Origin of the sequence: Pseudomonas sp. HN2-3, assembly GCF_020691745.1 — a bacterium.
In the GTDB taxonomy this organism is placed as follows: domain Bacteria; phylum Pseudomonadota; class Gammaproteobacteria; order Pseudomonadales; family Pseudomonadaceae; genus Aquipseudomonas; species Aquipseudomonas capeferrum.
Genome location: NZ_CP085704.1, coordinates 1570792 through 1585750, shown reverse-complemented (window position 1 = coordinate 1585750; position 14959 = coordinate 1570792). Strand labels below are relative to the sequence as shown.

Genomic DNA, 14959 nt, shown 5'->3' with positions numbered 1-14959 from the left:
GGCCTCTTCGCGGGTAATGCCGCGAAAAAGCCAGTGCAGGTGGCGAAGCATCAGCTGGTAATCAGCCGCTCGCGCAACTGGGTAATCTCGTCGCGCAACTGCGCCGCAGCCTCGAACTCCAGGTCGCGGGCGAACTGCATCATCTTCTCTTCCAGCTGCTTGATACGCTTGGTGATTTCGCCCGGCGTGCGCAGCTCTGCCTCGTAGCGGGCGCTCTCCTCCGCGGCCTTGGCCATGCCTTTGCGCTTTTTGCTGCGCGAGCCAGGCACCGTGGCACCTTCCATGATATCGGTGATGTCCTTCACCACCCCCTTGGGCACGATACCGTTGGCCAGGTTGAAGGCAATCTGTTTCTCCCGACGCCGCTCGGTCTCGTCGATGGCCCGCTGCATCGAGCCAGTCATCTGGTCGGCGTAGAGGATGGCCCGGCCATTGAGGTTACGCGCAGCCCGGCCGATGGTCTGGATCAGTGACCGCTCGGAACGCAGGAAGCCTTCCTTGTCGGCATCGAGGATCGCCACCAGCGACACTTCCGGCATGTCCAACCCCTCACGTAGCAGGTTGATGCCCACCAGCACATCGAAGGTACCCAGGCGCAGGTCGCGGATGATTTCTACCCGTTCGACAGTGTCGATGTCCGAGTGCAGGTAGCGCACCCGCACGTCGTGATCGGCCAGGTAATCGGCGAGGTCTTCGGCCATGCGTTTGGTCAGCGTGGTCGCCAGCACCCGTTCGCCGGCATCGACACGCTTGCGGATCTCCGACAACAGGTCATCGACCTGGGTCAGCGCCGGGCGGATTTCTACCTGAGGGTCGACCAGACCGGTCGGTCGCACCACCTGCTCGACCACCCGCCCGGCATGTTCCGCTTCATAAGGGCCGGGGGTTGCCGAAACGAAAATGGTCTGCGGGCTGACCGCCTCCCATTCATCGAAACGCATGGGCCGGTTGTCCAGCGCCGAGGGCAGGCGAAAACCGTACTCAACCAGGGTTTCCTTGCGCGAGCGGTCACCCTTGTACATGGCGCCGACCTGGGGAACGCTGACGTGCGATTCGTCGATCACCAGCAGCGCATCCGCTGGCAGGTAATCGTAGAGGGTGGGTGGCGGTGCGCCCGAGGGGCGGCCGGACAGATAGCGGGAGTAGTTTTCGATGCCGTTGCAGTAGCCCAGCTCGAGGATCATCTCCAGGTCGAAACGAGTGCGCTGCTCCAGCCGCTGCGCTTCGACCAATTTATTGCCCTTGTGCAGGTATTCGAGGCGGTCCTTGAGCTCCTCCTTGATGCCCTCGACTGCACCCAGCAGCGTTTCGCGCGGGGTGACGTAATGGCTCTTGGGGTAGAAGGTGAAACGCGGCAGCTTGCGAAAGACCTCACCGGTGAGCGGGTCGAAAGCGGCGATGTTCTCCACCTCGTCATCGAACAACTCGATACGGATGGCTTCAAGGTCGGACTCGGCCGGGAACACGTCGATCACATCGCCCCGCACGCGGAAGGTGGCACGGGCGAAATCCATCTCGTTGCGGGTGTACTGCAGGTCGGCCAGGCGGCGCAGCAAGGCGCGCTGGTCGAGCTTGTCGCCGCGGTCCACGTGCAGGACCATTTTCAGGTAGGTTTCGGGGCTGCCCAGGCCATAGATGCACGACACGGTGGTGACGATGATCGCGTCACGCCGCTCGAGCAATGCCTTGGTCGCCGACAGGCGCATCTGCTCGATGTGGTCGTTGATCGACGCGTCCTTCTCGATGAAGGTGTCGGACGACGGCACATAGGCTTCGGGCTGGTAGTAGTCGTAGTAGGAAACGAAGTACTCGACCGCGTTGTTCGGGAAAAACGCCTTGAACTCGCCATACAACTGCGCGGCCAGGGTCTTGTTAGGCGCCAGCACCAGGGTCGGGCGCTGCACCTGCTGGATGACGTTGGCGATGCTGAAGGTCTTGCCCGAGCCGGTCACCCCGAGCAGCGTCTGGTGCGACAGCCCGGCCTCGATGCCTTCGACCATCTGGCGAATGGCTTCGGGCTGATCGCCGGCCGGCTGGAAACGGGTGACGAGCTGGAACTCGGACATGAGGGACCTCGCGGTGCTGCAGCAACTGTAAATTTAGCCAGTAGTCTATACCCAAATGCGCCCATTCGGGGCCGGTTTCAAGCCCCGGGTGTGAACGCTTATTGCTGTGGACACGGCAAATAGACCAATGGTCAAAAAATATTTGCGCAAATGCCTGGAAAAGCTGTGCCAGAGTGTCGCAGTGACCGGTCGGTATCACTATACTGACTCCCCGTTTGTGCACCGCTTCAGTGCATTCGGGCTGGAGCGTGTACGTCCTATCACTCTCCATTCAGAGCCAAGGTAACAATGAGCCTGTTTTCCGCTGTCGAGCTGGCACCCCGCGACCCTATTCTGGGCCTCAACGAAGCATTCAACGCCGATCCACGTACCGACAAGGTCAACCTTGGCGTGGGCGTCTACTGCAATGAGGAAGGCCGCATTCCGCTGCTGCGCGCCGTGATCGAAGCCGAGACCCAGCGTGCTGCCCAGCATGCCTCGCGCGGCTACTTGCCGATCGACGGCATCGCCACCTATGACCAGGCCGTGCAAAAGCTGCTGTTCGGCGCCGAGTCGCCGCTGCTGGCCGCCGGCCGTGTCGTCACTGTGCAAGCCGTTGGCGGCACCGGTGCTCTGAAGATTGGCGCCGATTTCCTCAAGCGCCTGTCGCCCAACGCCGTGGTGGCCATCAGCGACCCAAGCTGGGAAAACCACCGCGCGCTGTTCGAGACCGCAGGTTTCCCGGTACAGAACTACCGCTACTACGACGCCCCGAGCCACGACGTCAACCGCGCCGGCATGCTCGAAGACCTGAACAGCCTGCCGTCCGGCTCGATCATCGTCCTGCACGCCTGCTGCCATAACCCGACCGGCGTCGACCTGACCCTGGACGACTGGAAAAACGTCCTTGAAGTGGTCAAGGCCAAAGGCCACGTGCCATTCCTCGACATGGCCTACCAGGGCTTCGGTGACGGCATCGCCGAAGACGCCTTCGCCGTACGCCTGTTCGCCGAGTCGGGCCTGGACTTCTTCGTCTCCAGCTCGTTCTCCAAATCGTTCTCGCTGTATGGCGAGCGCGTGGGCGCACTGTCGATCGTGACCGGCTCCAAGGACGAAAGCACCCGCGTGCTGTCGCAGGTCAAGCGCGTGATCCGCACCACCTACTCCAACCCGCCGACCCATGGCGCGACCATCGTCGCCACCGTGCTCAACAACGATGAGCTGCGTCAGATGTGGGAAGACGAGCTGGGTGAAATGCGCCAGCGCATCCACGGCATGCGCAAGCAGATGGTCGAGCTGTTGGCGACTTACGGTGCCAAGCGCGACTTCAGCTTCGTCGGCCGCCAGGTTGGCATGTTCTCGTACTCGGGCCTGACCGTTGAGCAGGTCGCGCGCCTGAAGAACGAGTTCGGCATCTACGCGCTGGACACTGGCCGTATCGCGGTAGCGGCACTGAACCAGAGCAACATCCACGTGGTCACCAAGGCCATCGTCGAAGTACTGTAACTGTTTGATTCTGCTCTAGTTTACCGAGGGGAAGCTTGACTTCCCCTTGGTGATCAGTAAGATGGACGCAGATTCCGCGATAGCTCAGTCGGTAGAGCAAATGACTGTTAATCATTGGGTCCCTGGTTCGAGTCCAGGTCGCGGAGCCAAACACTGAAAACCTCCAGTTGCGCAAGCACTGGAGGTTTTTTCATTTCCGGGACTGCTACTGCTGCAGCGGCTCGGTCACAGGCTTGCCTTCATCCACCAGGCTCCACACCAACAGCTTGGCAGGCCGGCTTTTACTGGCATTGCGCGACACGCTGTGCACGGTCCCAGGCGCCTCGTACCAGTACTCGCCGGCCTTGTAGGTCTTTTCTTGTTCATCATTGAGCTTTGATACCACCGCACCTTCCACTACGTAGGCCATGACTGCCCCTGGGTGCTGGTGGGCGGGCGACGCCTGGCCGGGGGCATAGCTGACGGTGAGCATCACCGCCTTTTTACCGGGGGCGTTGCTGGGCAGTTTTTCTTGCAGGACCTGAACCTGATCGGGGGCATCGCCATGTGCCCAGGCGGGGGCATGGCCAGCGAGCAGGCCAATGCTGATGAGCGAGGCAATGGCAAAAGATGAGGGTTTCATGGGTTACTCCTGATGGGCGACTGCCAGCAGGTTAGGCCCGGTGGTGCCTGGGGAAAATGGCCAATGCAGCGAAAAACAAGGAGGCCTATTACGGCCCATGATCTCAGGTACGCCCGATCAGATAGAACTCACCCTGGCTCCAGACCCCTAACCACTCCTCGTCGTCGATGATGCGCGGCATCGCCAGCTCGACCAGCTGATAGAACACATTGCGATGAATCAGCGCCTCGAGGTTGCTGCGCATCAGCACATAGGGTGAAGGCTCCTGGGTAACAGGATCGATCTCGACCCGCAACGGATTAGCCGGGCCCGCCTCGACCTGGTCATCGACATTGCTGGTAAAGCGCAGCACCTGTTGCTCACCACTGCCCAGCACCTCCAGGGCAATCGCGACAAAGGGCGCATCATCGACACGGATACCGACCTTCTCCACCGGTGTGATCAGGAAGTAGTCATCACCATCGCGGCGGATGATCGTGGAAAACAGCCGCACCATCGGCTTGCGACCGATTGGCGTACCCAGGTAATACCAGGTGCCATCGCGGGCGATGCGCATGTCGATGTCGCCGCAAAAGTCCGGGTTCCACAGATGCACCGGCGGCAGCCCCTTTGCTTTGGGAATTTGTGCCAGAAGATCATTGGCCTTGCCGGAATCGCTCATCACACTTGCCTCATTCGCTCATGCCCAGAAGGCTACGAGCGTACTCGCGCATCGGCGCGGCAAGCAAATCTTCCGGCGTGTTGTCGTGGAACGTCAACAAACCGCCACGGCTCTTGATGCGGGCCGTGTCGATCAGGTAGCGGGTATTGGTTTCGATGAGCATCATCTGCACCACTCCGGTATCCCAACCCAGCCGGTCGACCGCCTGCTCGTCATACCACTCATCACCGTTGCCGATACGGTCGTCGGTGCGCGCGAAACGGGTGTACAGCACATAGTCCGCGCCCACCGAGCGCGCCTCGGCCATCGCTTCCTCCAGGCCAAGCGGGCCTTGGGCACGGCGCACCAGCGGGAAATACTCGACGAAACTCTTGAACGCCTCGTCGGCCACCACATTTTGCCGCGGCAACGGGCCTTTACCGGGGGGCATGAACGCGCCCTGGCCAATGAAGATGAACGAGTCGGGCTGCAGACGGATCGACAGGGTCCGGCGGGTATCGCTGTGGTCGAGCAGACCGGCATCGCTCATGTGGTAACGGACGCCCTCGCCCATATCGCTGACATTCATGCAGCCGCCCAACGCCATCAGCGCCAGCAGCAAGACCAGGCTACGCATCTTTCCTCCAGTGGCCGGCGACGAAAAACCGGCGAATAGCCGGCGGATGCAGCTTTTGCGCCAGACTCAGCCGCCGATCACCTTCATCACTGTCACCCCCCCGGAAAACGCCACATCCTGCTTGTCTGCCAAGGCCTTGACCAGCAGCCGCTGCAAGGCGGGAAGCGCTTGATGACGCGGCTTTTCCAACAGGTCGCCGACAAAGTGGCGATTGCTCGACGACAAGCAGCCATGCAGCCAACCGGTGGATGACAAACGCAGCCGCGAACAACTCCGGCAGAACGGCACGCTCTCGTTGGCGATCACACCGAAATGGCCTTTACCGGGGACCTGGTAGCGCAGGGCAGTGGCATCCACCGCCGCGTCCACCTGCTCGTAGGCATGCTCGGCGCCGATCAGCCCGAGCAAGTGGTCAAGGCCAACGAACTGCTGCAGGAAAGCATTGCGGTCATTGGCCAGATGGCCCATGCGCATGAGCTCGATGAAGCGCAGCTCAAAACCCCGCGCCAGGCAGTAATCGAGCATCGGCAGAACCTGGTCGAGGTTCTGGCCGCGCATCGGCACCATGTTCACCTTGATCTGCATACCCTGCGCGCTGGCTTGCTGCATGCCCGCCAGCACGCTGACAAGGTCGCCACCGCGGGCGATGCGGCGAAAGGCCAGTGGGTCCAGGGTATCGAGGGAAACATTCAGACGGCGGATGCCTGCTGCGCGTAGCTGTGGCAACTTGCGCGCAAGCAACTGGCCGTTAGTGGTCAGCGAGATATCGTCGAGGGGGAGCTTGGCCAGGGCAGCCAGAAAATCGTCCAGCCTAGGGCTGACCAACGGCTCACCGCCGGTAATGCGCAAACGCTCGATGCCAGCGGCTTCAATCAGGTAGGCAACGCCCCGCGCCAACGCCTCGGCAGGCAACTCGTGCTGCGCCGCCACCAGGCGCTTGCCATCGGGCACGCAGTAGGTACAGGCATAATTACAGGCAGCCGTCAGGCTGACACGCAGGTTACGAAAGCGCCTGCCTTGACGATCGACAATCATGGATGACTCCGGCATGGATGAAGCGGGGCTGGCAAAACCTGACTCATAAATCAGGTTTTTGCAAGCCCCTTGTTCATGCCGGGTCAACTGCAAGGGCCCCGCAGCGGCCCTGCTCTGTCAGTTGGCGGGTTCTGGGTCGCGTTTGCGCTTGTTGCCCATGCGCACGCCGATGTCCATGAGGAACTGGAAGAAACCTTCCTGATCTTCGAGCACGTTGCTCCAGAACGGCGAGTGGTACAGCGCCACGGCGCCATGCACCAAGGCCCAGGCCGCGCAGTAGTGGAAGTACGGCGGTACGTCTTCGAGCTTGCCTTCGCTGATACGGCCCTTGATCAGCTGGGTCAGGCGATCGAAGTTGGAGGCGCGGATGCTGTGCAACTGCTCGACCATCTCCGGCACTTGATTGCCCTTGACCACCTTTTCTTCCAGGCGGTCGAACAGCCGGTAGCGCTGCGGATCGCGCATGCGGAACTCAAAGTAGGCGCGCGACAGGGCTTCCTTGTCACGGTCGACGTCGGCCGAATGCAACAGCTCGTTCAAATCGCGCTCGTAGTCGAGCATCAGGCGCAGGTAGATCTCCGCCTTGGACTTGAAGTGCTTGTAGATCGTGCCTTTGCCGATACCCACGGCGTCGGCGATCATCTCGACGGTGACGCTGTCTTCACCCTGTTCGAGAAACAGCTTGAGCGCCGTATCGAGGATTTCCTGTTCGCGACGGCGAAACTCACGGACCTTACGAGGTTCTTTCTGCATAGGAAGGACTGGTTGACGATCGAAGCGGTTTATTATGCCTAACTTGCGGGAAATTGCACGGATCATCCAACCATGTCTATGTTTCATGATGAGTTCGATCAAACCCCGGGGCTGCGCTACCTGAACCACGCGGCCATCGCCCCCTGGCCACGCCGGGCTGCCGAGGCGGTGGCACGCTTTGCCCGCGACAACGTTTGCCTGGGTGCCAGCGAGTACCCGACCTGGCTGGCGACCGAGCGGCGCCTGCGCGAGCGGCTGGCGCGGCTGATCCACGCCCCCTCGCCCGGCGACATCGCCCTGGTGAAGAACACTTCCGAAGGGCTGTCGCTGGTCGCTTTTGGCCTGGACTGGGCGCACGGCGACCAAGTGGTGATCAGCGACGAGGAATTCCCCTCCAACCGCGTCGTATGGGAAGCCCTGGCCGACCGTGGCGTGCAGGTGATCCAGGCCAGCCTGGCGGGGCCCGACCCCGAGGCCACGTTGCTGGCGGCCTGCGGGCCACGCACCCGCTTGCTGGCGATCAGCGCCGTGCAATTCGGCAGCGGCCTGCGCCTTGACCTGGCCCGCCTTGGTGAAGGTTGCCGGGTACGCAATGTGCTGTTTTGCGTCGACGCCATCCAGCAGGTCGGCGCCCTGCCCTTCGACGTGCAGCGCTTTCAATGCGATTTCGCCATGGCCGATGGCCACAAGTGGATGCTCGGCCCCGAGGGGTTGGGGCTGTTCTATTGCCGCGCCGAAATACGCCCGCAGCTTGAGCTCAATGCGTATGGCTGGCACATGCTGGAGCACCTGGGCGATTTCGAGCGGCGCCAATGGCAGCCGGCGCGTAGCGCGCGGCGTTTTGAATGTGGTAGCCCGAACATGCTCGGTGCCTGCGCCCTGGAGGCGAGCCTTTCGCTGCTGGAGGAGGTCGGGATCAGCACGGTAGCGCAGCGCTTGCAGCAGCGCGTGGCGCAGCTCTATCAAGGCTTGGCTGCGGTGCCTGGCGTTTTGCTGCAGACACCCGCTGATCCCGACAGGCGGGCGGGCATCGTCACATTCAGTATCAAAGGGCAGGATAGCGTGCAGATTCAAAAGGCATTGATGGCTGAGCGCACAATTTGTGCTCTACGGGGCGCTGGCGTGCGATTTTCACCGCATTTCTATACCAGCGAGCAGCTAATTGACGAAGCTGTGCAGCAGGTTCGCCGGCTGGCCATGCATTGAGAGCGGGGATGGATACCGGGCGTATTCCAAATCTGTTTAAAAAACGACCAATAGGGACTGGCACTGCGCCAAACCTGACCAATACTTGAACTGTTGGCGCGGCGCATCCCCCCCAAGTGGCGCGCCGATAAAGGTGCTCAGGGACCGCGTACCTTTGTTTTACTCCTAATGGTCTTAACCCGGATTCCCTCCCCCAGAACCCGGGTTTTTTTTGCCTGTTTGAAGGGGTGCCTCAGACCACACGTGCCAAGGGGAACAAGCGCTTGAAGTTCGCCGTGGTCTGCTCCGCCAACTGCTCATAACTGGCCCCACGCAACGAGGCGACATACTCGGCCACTTCGCGCACGTACTGCGGCAGGTTCGGCTTGCCCCGATACGGAATCGGCGCCAGGTAAGGCGAATCCGTTTCCACCAGCAGGCGGTCGACCGGCACTTGGCGTGCCACCTCACGCAAGGCGTCAGCATTGCGGAAGGTGACGATGCCCGACAACGAAATGTAATAGCCCAGGTCCAGCGCCGCCTTGGCCATGTCCCAGTCTTCGGTGAAGCAGTGCAGCACACCGGCCTGAGGCAGGTTCGCCTCGCGCAGCAGCGCGAGGGTATCGGCCCGCGCTGCACGGGTATGCACGATCATCGGTTTGCCGGTCTGGCGCGATGCCTCCAAGTGCAGGCGAAACGATGCCTGCTGCAACTCGACCGCTTCCGGCTCGTAGTGGTAGTCCAGGCCGGTTTCGCCGATCGCCACAACATGCGGGTGCGCCAACTCACGCAACAGCCACTCCAGCGCTGGGGTCTCGCCCGGCGCCAGGTCCAGTGGGTGCACCCCCACCGAGCAGTCGACATCGGCGTACTGCTCACTCAGGGCCTTGACCGCCCCGGCGTTGTCGGCACTGACGCCAATGCACAGAAAATGCCCGACCCCGCGCTCACGCGCAGCCTGCAGGGCAGCATCGAGCGAGCCCTGGTGGGCACTCAGGTCAAGACGGTCAAGGTGGCAATGGGAATCTACGAGCATGGGATAACGGCACACATGAATAAAAGGGAAAGTCAGCGGGCGCCCGGCAACTGCTGCCAGTGAGCCAGCAGCGCTTCGAGCAGCAGGGCGCGATTGAGGTTGGCTTTGCCCAGCACCTTCTGGCGCTGCTCCAGGACCCACGCCTGAACCTGCAGCACCTTCGCCTGGCGGCTCTTTTGCGCCAGGTACTGCACGACCTTGCGCATATCGGCCAAGCCTAACCCTTCTTCGTCCTGGGTCAACTGATAGCGCAGGATCAGGTGCGACCAGTCGCAGAACCAGTCGAACAGCAGCAACAGCGGCACACCACTCCAGGCATCGGCCAGTTGGCTGGGGGACTGTTGCTGCTTGAGCAGTTTCTTCACTCCATCGGTGACCAGCGCGCGCTGTTCACGTATGCCCTGTGCCTGCAGGCTGACCGCCCTCAACGGCGAACCTGCGGCCAGGGTCAGCAGCTCTTCGCGCTCGGCTTCATCGCTGTCGGCCAGCGCATTGGCAAGCCAGGCTTGGCTCTGGTCCAGGCTGGGCTGCGGGCAGACGACCTGCTGGCAGCGGCTCTTGATGGTCGGCAGCAGGCGGCTGGGCTGATGGGTAACCAACAGCAGCACGGTATCGCCCGAAGGTTCTTCAAGGCTTTTGAGCAACGCATTGGACGCATTGACGTTCATCGCCTCGACCGGCTCGATCAACACGACCTTGCGCCCGCCCAACTGCGCAGTCTGCACCACGAAGGCCACCAAGTCGCGCACCTGATCGACCTTGATCGGCTTGTCGGCCTCCTCCGGCTCCAGTACGTAGTTGTCCGGGTGGCTACCGGCCTTGAGCAACAGGCAGGACTTGCAGGTGCCGCAGGCATCCAGCCCCTGAGGGTGCTGACACAACAAACGCGCCATCAGGCGCTCGGCCAGGGCTCGCTTGCCGATACCCTGCGGCCCATGCAGCAAGTAGGCGTGTGCGTGCTGGCTGCGACCGGCCAACTGCTGCCAGATGGCTTGCTGCCAGGGGTAGGCCTCAGCCACGGCAACGCTCCAGGATACCCGGCAGCAGTGCGTCGATGGCACGCTGCACGGCCTCCAGGGGCTGCGCGGCATCCAGCAGGCTGTAGCGCTGCGGCGCGCGATGGGCACGCTGCAGGTAGGCTTGGCGCACCGCCTCGAAGAATGCCTGGCCTTCCTGCTCGAAACGGTCCAGGCGGCCACGTGCGGCAGCACGGGCAAGGCCGACTTCGACCGGCAGGTCGAAGACCAGGGTCAGGTCTGGGCGCAGGTCGCCTTGGACGAACTGCTCCAGTGTGGCGATGCGCTCGACGGACAATCCCCGCCCCCCGCCCTGATAAGCGTAGGTAGCATCGGTAAACCGGTCACACAGCACCACCGCCCCCCGGGCCAGGGCAGGCCGGATCACCTGCGCCAGGTGCTGGGCGCGCGCAGCGAATACCAGCAGCAGCTCGGTATCCGCCGCCATGCTTTCATCGCTTGGCGCCAGCAGCAACTCGCGCACCTTTTCGGCCAGCGGTGTACCGCCCGGCTCGCGGGTCAGCAGCACATCCAGGCCATGTTCGCGCAGGCGCGCCGCCAGGTATTCGCGGTTGGTGCTCTTGCCCGCGCCTTCGGGGCCTTCCAGGGTAATAAACAAGCCGCTCACAGGCAGTCCTTAAGGTTGTTCTTCGGGCGTCGGTGCATCGGCCGCTGCGGGGTCGCCGGCCGGGGCCGATTGCTGCACGGGGGCCGCGTCGGGCTCAGGCTGCGCAGACGGCTGGTCCGCTGCGGGCGCATCGGGCTCGGTGGCCTCGCTGGCACCCGGCTGGGCCTGCGGCGCCGGGCTCGAGCGGTAATCCGCACGCCGCTTGAGCTGGAACTCGCGCACCGCCGAATTGTGGTCGTCCAGGTCGTCGGAGAACACATGGCTGCCATCGCCGCGGGCAACGAAGTACAGGCTGGTGCCAGTGGCCGGATTGAGCGCAGCGTGAATAGCCTCGCGCCCGACCATCGCGATCGGCGTCGGCGGCAAGCCAGTCATGGTGTAGGTGTTGTAGGGCGTCGGTTCGCGCAGGTCGGCACGGGTAATTCTGCCGTTGTAGCGCTCGCCCATGCCATAGATCACGGTCGGGTCGGTCTGCAGCATCATGCCCAGACGCAGGCGCCGCACGAACACGCCAGCAATCTGCCCACGCTCTTGTGGGATGCCGGTTTCCTTCTCCACCAGCGAGGCCATGATCAGCGCTTGGTAAGGGTCGCGATACGGCAGGTCGGTGGTGCGCTCCGACCACTCTTTGGCCAGCACTTCGTCCAGGCGCATGTAGGCCTGTTGCAACAACTCGATGTCGCTCATGCCGCGCACGAAGCGATAGGTATCCGGGAAGAAGCGGCCCTCGGGGAACACGCCGGTGTGGCCAAGCTTGTCCATCACCTCGGCGTCCGTCAGGCCGTCCAGCGTGTGCTTGATCTTTTCGTGCTTGGCAACGGCCGAGCGCACTTGGCGGAAGGTCCAGCCTTCGACCAGGGTGAGGTTGTACTGCACCACATCGGCACGGCGCCACGCGTCGAACAACTGCTCGACCGTCATCCCCGGGGTCAGGCGGTACTCCCCAGTGTGCAAGGGCGTGCCAGCCATATTGAAGCGCCAATAAAGCCGCAACCAGAAGGCGTCATCGAGCAGCCCATCGTTCTGCATGCGGTAAAACATGCGGTTGGGGTTGGTGCCATTGGGCACGTCGAGCAGGCGCTCCTGCGTCACGTGCAAGGGCTGCTCCAGGACCGAGTTGACCTTCCAGGCCGACCAGCCCAAAGCCAGGCCGGCCAGGATCAACCCCATTTCCAGCAGCAGCAGGAATTTGCGTCTCACGAATTCAGGTATCCAGTAACGTACGGGCAACGGCCTGCAGTTTACGGGTGAGTGGGCCCGGCGACCAGTTCAGCGCGGCAAAACCCCGCACAGGCCAGACACCATAGACACTGTTGCACACGAATACCTCATCCGCCTGCTCCAGTTCATCGAATGCCAGGTCGCGGACCTGTACGGGGATGGCCATTGCCTGGGCCTGCTGCAGCAACGCGGCACGCATCACGCCGGCGACGCCGCAGCGGCTGAGGTCTGCGGTCAGCAGCACACCGTCACGCACCAGAAACAAATTGCTATACACCCCTTCGACTACCCTGCCCTGCCCATCACGCATCAGGCCTTCGGCATGCTCGCCGCCCTGCCATTCGGCACGCGCCAGCACCTGCTCCAGGCGATTGAGGTGTTTGAGGCCGGCCAGCAGCGGTTGTTCCCCAAGCCGGGTCTGGCAAGGGAACAATTGCACACCGAGTTCGGCATGTTCGACAGGATAGCTGGGCAGCGGGCCGCCCTGAAGGATGCGCCGTGGCGCCGCACCGGCAACCGGGGCATAGCCTCGCTGGCTGTCGCCACGGGTGAGGATGAGCTTGGCAACGCCATCACCTAGCTGGCTGGCGTAACGCCGGATCTCGTCTTCGACCAACGCCAGGTCGACGTCGATGGCCAGGCGCCCGCAACCCAGCGCCAGGCGTGCAAGGTGGCCGGCCATCAAGCTCGGCCGGCCGCCTCGCACGGCGATGGTCTCGAACAGTCCATCGCCGTAGGCCAGGCCGCGGTTCTGCAGATTGACTGCATCCGCCGGCTGGCCGTCGAGCCAGCTGTGCATCAACCAGCGAACCGGCGGAACACCAGCGAGCCGTTGGTGCCACCAAAGCCAAACGAATTGGACAGCACCACGTCGATCGGCATGCTGCGCGCCTGGTGCGGCACGAAGTCGAGGTCACAGCCCTCGTCCGGCTCATCCAGGTTGATGGTCGGCGGCGCCATCTGGCTGTTGATTGCCAGTACGCTGAAGATCGCTTCCACCGCGCCCGCAGCCCCCAGCAAGTGGCCAGTCATCGACTTGGTCGAGCTGACCGCGAGCTTGTAGGCATGCTCGCCGAACACACGCTTGATCGCAGCCACTTCGGCCACATCGCCCGCCGGGGTCGAGGTGCCATGGGCGTTGATGTAGCTGACCTCTTCAGGCTGGATGCCGGCGTCGCGCAGGGCATTGGCCATGCAACGGGCAGCACCTTCACCGGAATCGGGTGGCGAGGTCATGTGGTAGGCGTCGCCGCTCATGCCGAAACCAACCAGCTCGGCATAGATGGTCGCGCCACGGGCCTTGGCGTGCTCAAGCTCTTCGAGAACCAGCGCACCAGCACCGTCGGACAGCACAAAGCCGTCACGGCCTTTGTCCCAAGGACGGCTGGCACGGCTTGGCTCATCGTTACGGGTCGACAGCGCGCGCGAGGCACCGAAGCCGCCCATGCCCAGGCCGCAAGCGGCCATCTCGGCGCCACCGGCGATCATCACGTCGGCTTCACCGTAGGCGATGTTGCGCGCGGCCATGCCGATGCAGTGGGTGCCCGTGGTGCAGGCGGTGGCAATGGCGTAGTTCGGCCCCTGCAGCCCCAGGTGGATCGACAGGAAGCCGGAGATCATGTTGATGATCGAACCCGGCACGAAGAACGGCGAAATGCGCCGCGGGCCTTGCTCATGCAAGGTCCGGCTGGTTTCTTCGATGTTGGTCAAGCCGCCGATGCCTGAGCCCATGGCCACGCCAATACGCTCGCGGTTGGCGTCGGTCACTTCCAGGCCGGCATTACGCACCGCCTGGAAACCGGCCGCCAGGCCGTACTGGATGAACAGGTCAAGCTTGCGGGCCTCTTTGGCCGACAGGTACTGCTCGACCTCGAAGCCTTTCACCGAGCCGCCGAAACGGGTGGAGTAGGCAGCCAGATCCGTATGTTCGATCGGACCGATGCCACTGCGGCCAGCCAGAATGCCCTGCCAGGTACTCGGTACATCTGTACCCAGTGGTGACAGCATACCCATACCGGTGACCACGACGCGTCTACGCGACACAGTACTCTCCTTTTCTAATAACAGAGTCTCTTGGCATTGCATTCATGCGATGGAATGAAATGACAACAGGCTCTCGGTGCGCGGTGAACGATACCCTTGAGCCAAGGGGGGCTCGCAAAGAAAAAACCGCACGCCAGCAAAGGCAGTGCGGTTTTTCCCGACAAGTAGCGTCGACTAAAACGTCTTAGGCCTTGTGGCTGTTGACGTAGTCGATAGCGGCTTGAACGGTAGTGATCTTCTCGGCTTCTTCGTCTGGGATTTCGGTCTCGAATTCCTCTTCCAGAGCCATCACCAGCTCAACGGTGTCAAGCGAATCGGCACCCAGGTCATCGACGAAGGACTTCTCGTTGGTCACTTCCTCTTCCTTGACGCCCAGTTGCTCGGCGACGATTTTCTTGACGCGTTCTTCGATGGTGCTCATACCTAGTTTTCACTCCTAATGGACATATGTCAGGCAGCTGGCCGGTGACCAATTTTATAGAAAGACGTTCGCTTTTCAAGCTAAACGCACCTTCGAATTAGTCACCCGACCCTCTGCCTGGAATCTGGTTGCAGCTTTATAACGGATTTTAGGCTCGCAGTATGACTCTTT

General features: G+C 62.3%; 15 protein-coding genes and 1 tRNA gene. 3 read left to right on the top strand and 13 right to left on the bottom strand.

Annotated elements, in window-relative coordinates:
• Nucleotides 1-50 precede the first annotated feature (50 nt).
• Nucleotides 51-2066: an excinuclease ABC subunit UvrB gene (gene uvrB, locus LJX93_RS07210; RefSeq protein WP_033700558.1), complete on the bottom strand. Its 2016-nt coding sequence runs from the start codon at nucleotides 2064-2066 to the stop codon at nucleotides 51-53.
• A gap of 288 nt (nucleotides 2067-2354) precedes the next feature.
• Between uvrB and LJX93_RS07205 the strand changes: the two genes are divergently transcribed.
• Together LJX93_RS07205 and LJX93_RS07200 are read left to right on the top strand one after the other, a co-directional pair.
• Complete coding sequence (locus tag LJX93_RS07205) at nucleotides 2355-3551, top strand: amino acid aminotransferase (protein WP_047583564.1); 1197 nt, start codon at nucleotides 2355-2357, stop codon at nucleotides 3549-3551.
• Nucleotides 3552-3624: 73 nt separating this feature from the next.
• Nucleotides 3625-3700: transfer RNA gene (locus tag LJX93_RS07200), tRNA-Asn, on the top strand.
• A 56-nt stretch (nucleotides 3701-3756) separates the two neighbouring features.
• Here LJX93_RS07200 and LJX93_RS07195 read toward each other — a convergent pair.
• From LJX93_RS07195 to LJX93_RS07175, 5 genes are all read right to left on the bottom strand, one after another.
• Nucleotides 3757-4173: a cupin domain-containing protein gene (locus LJX93_RS07195; protein ID WP_047583565.1), complete on the bottom strand. Its 417-nt coding sequence runs from the start codon at nucleotides 4171-4173 to the stop codon at nucleotides 3757-3759.
• A gap of 103 nt (nucleotides 4174-4276) precedes the next feature.
• On the bottom strand, nucleotides 4277-4834 hold the full coding sequence (locus tag LJX93_RS07190; protein WP_095064822.1) for a DUF1285 domain-containing protein: 558 nt from the start codon (nucleotides 4832-4834) through the stop codon (nucleotides 4277-4279).
• A 10-nt stretch (nucleotides 4835-4844) separates the two neighbouring features.
• Nucleotides 4845-5450, bottom strand: coding sequence for a DUF4823 domain-containing protein (locus tag LJX93_RS07185; protein WP_033700563.1), 606 nt, complete (start codon nucleotides 5448-5450; stop codon nucleotides 4845-4847).
• A 66-nt stretch (nucleotides 5451-5516) separates the two neighbouring features.
• Complete coding sequence (locus LJX93_RS07180) at nucleotides 5517-6485, bottom strand: GTP 3',8-cyclase MoaA (protein ID WP_156311422.1); 969 nt, start codon at nucleotides 6483-6485, stop codon at nucleotides 5517-5519.
• Nucleotides 6486-6602: 117 nt separating this feature from the next.
• Complete coding sequence (locus tag LJX93_RS07175; protein WP_019473685.1) at nucleotides 6603-7238, bottom strand: TetR/AcrR family transcriptional regulator; 636 nt, start codon at nucleotides 7236-7238, stop codon at nucleotides 6603-6605.
• Nucleotides 7239-7310: 72 nt separating this feature from the next.
• On the opposite strand from LJX93_RS07175, the gene LJX93_RS07170 reads away from it, so the two are divergent.
• On the top strand, nucleotides 7311-8444 hold the full coding sequence (locus LJX93_RS07170) for an aminotransferase class V-fold PLP-dependent enzyme (protein ID WP_047583566.1): 1134 nt from the start codon (nucleotides 7311-7313) through the stop codon (nucleotides 8442-8444).
• Between the two features lie 232 nt (nucleotides 8445-8676).
• On the opposite strand, the gene LJX93_RS07165 is transcribed toward LJX93_RS07170, so the two are convergent.
• From LJX93_RS07165 to acpP, 7 genes are all read right to left on the bottom strand, one after another.
• Complete coding sequence (locus LJX93_RS07165; RefSeq protein ID WP_227696885.1) at nucleotides 8677-9459, bottom strand: TatD family hydrolase; 783 nt, start codon at nucleotides 9457-9459, stop codon at nucleotides 8677-8679.
• Nucleotides 9460-9491: 32 nt separating this feature from the next.
• Entirely contained in the window at nucleotides 9492-10478 is a 987-nt protein-coding gene (locus LJX93_RS07160; protein ID WP_162525132.1) for a DNA polymerase III subunit delta', read from the bottom strand.
• On the bottom strand, nucleotides 10471-11103 hold the full coding sequence (gene tmk / locus LJX93_RS07155) for a dTMP kinase (protein WP_033700568.1): 633 nt from the start codon (nucleotides 11101-11103) through the stop codon (nucleotides 10471-10473). The genes LJX93_RS07160 and tmk overlap by 8 nt, the downstream gene beginning before the upstream one ends.
• Before the next feature lie 9 nt (nucleotides 11104-11112).
• The gene (gene mltG, locus LJX93_RS07150; protein ID WP_047583567.1) at nucleotides 11113-12303 is read right to left on the bottom strand and encodes an endolytic transglycosylase MltG; all 1191 of its coding nucleotides are present in this window, start codon (nucleotides 12301-12303) and stop codon (nucleotides 11113-11115) included.
• Between the two features lie 4 nt (nucleotides 12304-12307).
• Complete coding sequence (gene pabC / locus LJX93_RS07145; protein WP_033700570.1) at nucleotides 12308-13123, bottom strand: aminodeoxychorismate lyase; 816 nt, start codon at nucleotides 13121-13123, stop codon at nucleotides 12308-12310.
• On the bottom strand, nucleotides 13123-14367 hold the full coding sequence (gene fabF / locus LJX93_RS07140; protein WP_033700571.1) for a beta-ketoacyl-ACP synthase II: 1245 nt from the start codon (nucleotides 14365-14367) through the stop codon (nucleotides 13123-13125). Before fabF ends, pabC begins: the two co-directional genes overlap by 1 nt.
• A gap of 184 nt (nucleotides 14368-14551) precedes the next feature.
• Entirely contained in the window at nucleotides 14552-14788 is a 237-nt protein-coding gene (acpP, locus tag LJX93_RS07135; protein ID WP_008096410.1) for an acyl carrier protein, read from the bottom strand.
• Nucleotides 14789-14959: the final 171 nt, after the last annotated feature.

Coding starts and splice junctions, on each gene's coding strand:
- uvrB (WP_033700558.1), bottom strand. CDS start 2,066: ATGTCCGAGTTCCAGCTCGTCACCCGTTTCCAGCCGGCCGGCGATCAG.
- LJX93_RS07205 (WP_047583564.1), top strand. CDS start 2,355: ATGAGCCTGTTTTCCGCTGTCGAGCTGGCACCCCGCGACCCTATTCTG.
- LJX93_RS07195 (WP_047583565.1), bottom strand. CDS start 4,173: ATGAAACCCTCATCTTTTGCCATTGCCTCGCTCATCAGCATTGGCCTG.
- LJX93_RS07190 (WP_095064822.1), bottom strand. CDS start 4,834: ATGAGCGATTCCGGCAAGGCCAATGATCTTCTGGCACAAATTCCCAAA.
- LJX93_RS07185 (WP_033700563.1), bottom strand. CDS start 5,450: ATGCGTAGCCTGGTCTTGCTGCTGGCGCTGATGGCGTTGGGCGGCTGC.
- LJX93_RS07180 (WP_156311422.1), bottom strand. CDS start 6,485: ATGATTGTCGATCGTCAAGGCAGGCGCTTTCGTAACCTGCGTGTCAGC.
- LJX93_RS07175 (WP_019473685.1), bottom strand. CDS start 7,238: ATGCAGAAAGAACCTCGTAAGGTCCGTGAGTTTCGCCGTCGCGAACAG.
- LJX93_RS07170 (WP_047583566.1), top strand. CDS start 7,311: ATGTCTATGTTTCATGATGAGTTCGATCAAACCCCGGGGCTGCGCTAC.
- LJX93_RS07165 (WP_227696885.1), bottom strand. CDS start 9,459: ATGCTCGTAGATTCCCATTGCCACCTTGACCGTCTTGACCTGAGTGCC.
- pabC (WP_033700570.1), bottom strand. CDS start 13,123: ATGCACAGCTGGCTCGACGGCCAGCCGGCGGATGCAGTCAATCTGCAG.
- acpP (WP_008096410.1), bottom strand. CDS start 14,788: ATGAGCACCATCGAAGAACGCGTCAAGAAAATCGTCGCCGAGCAACTG.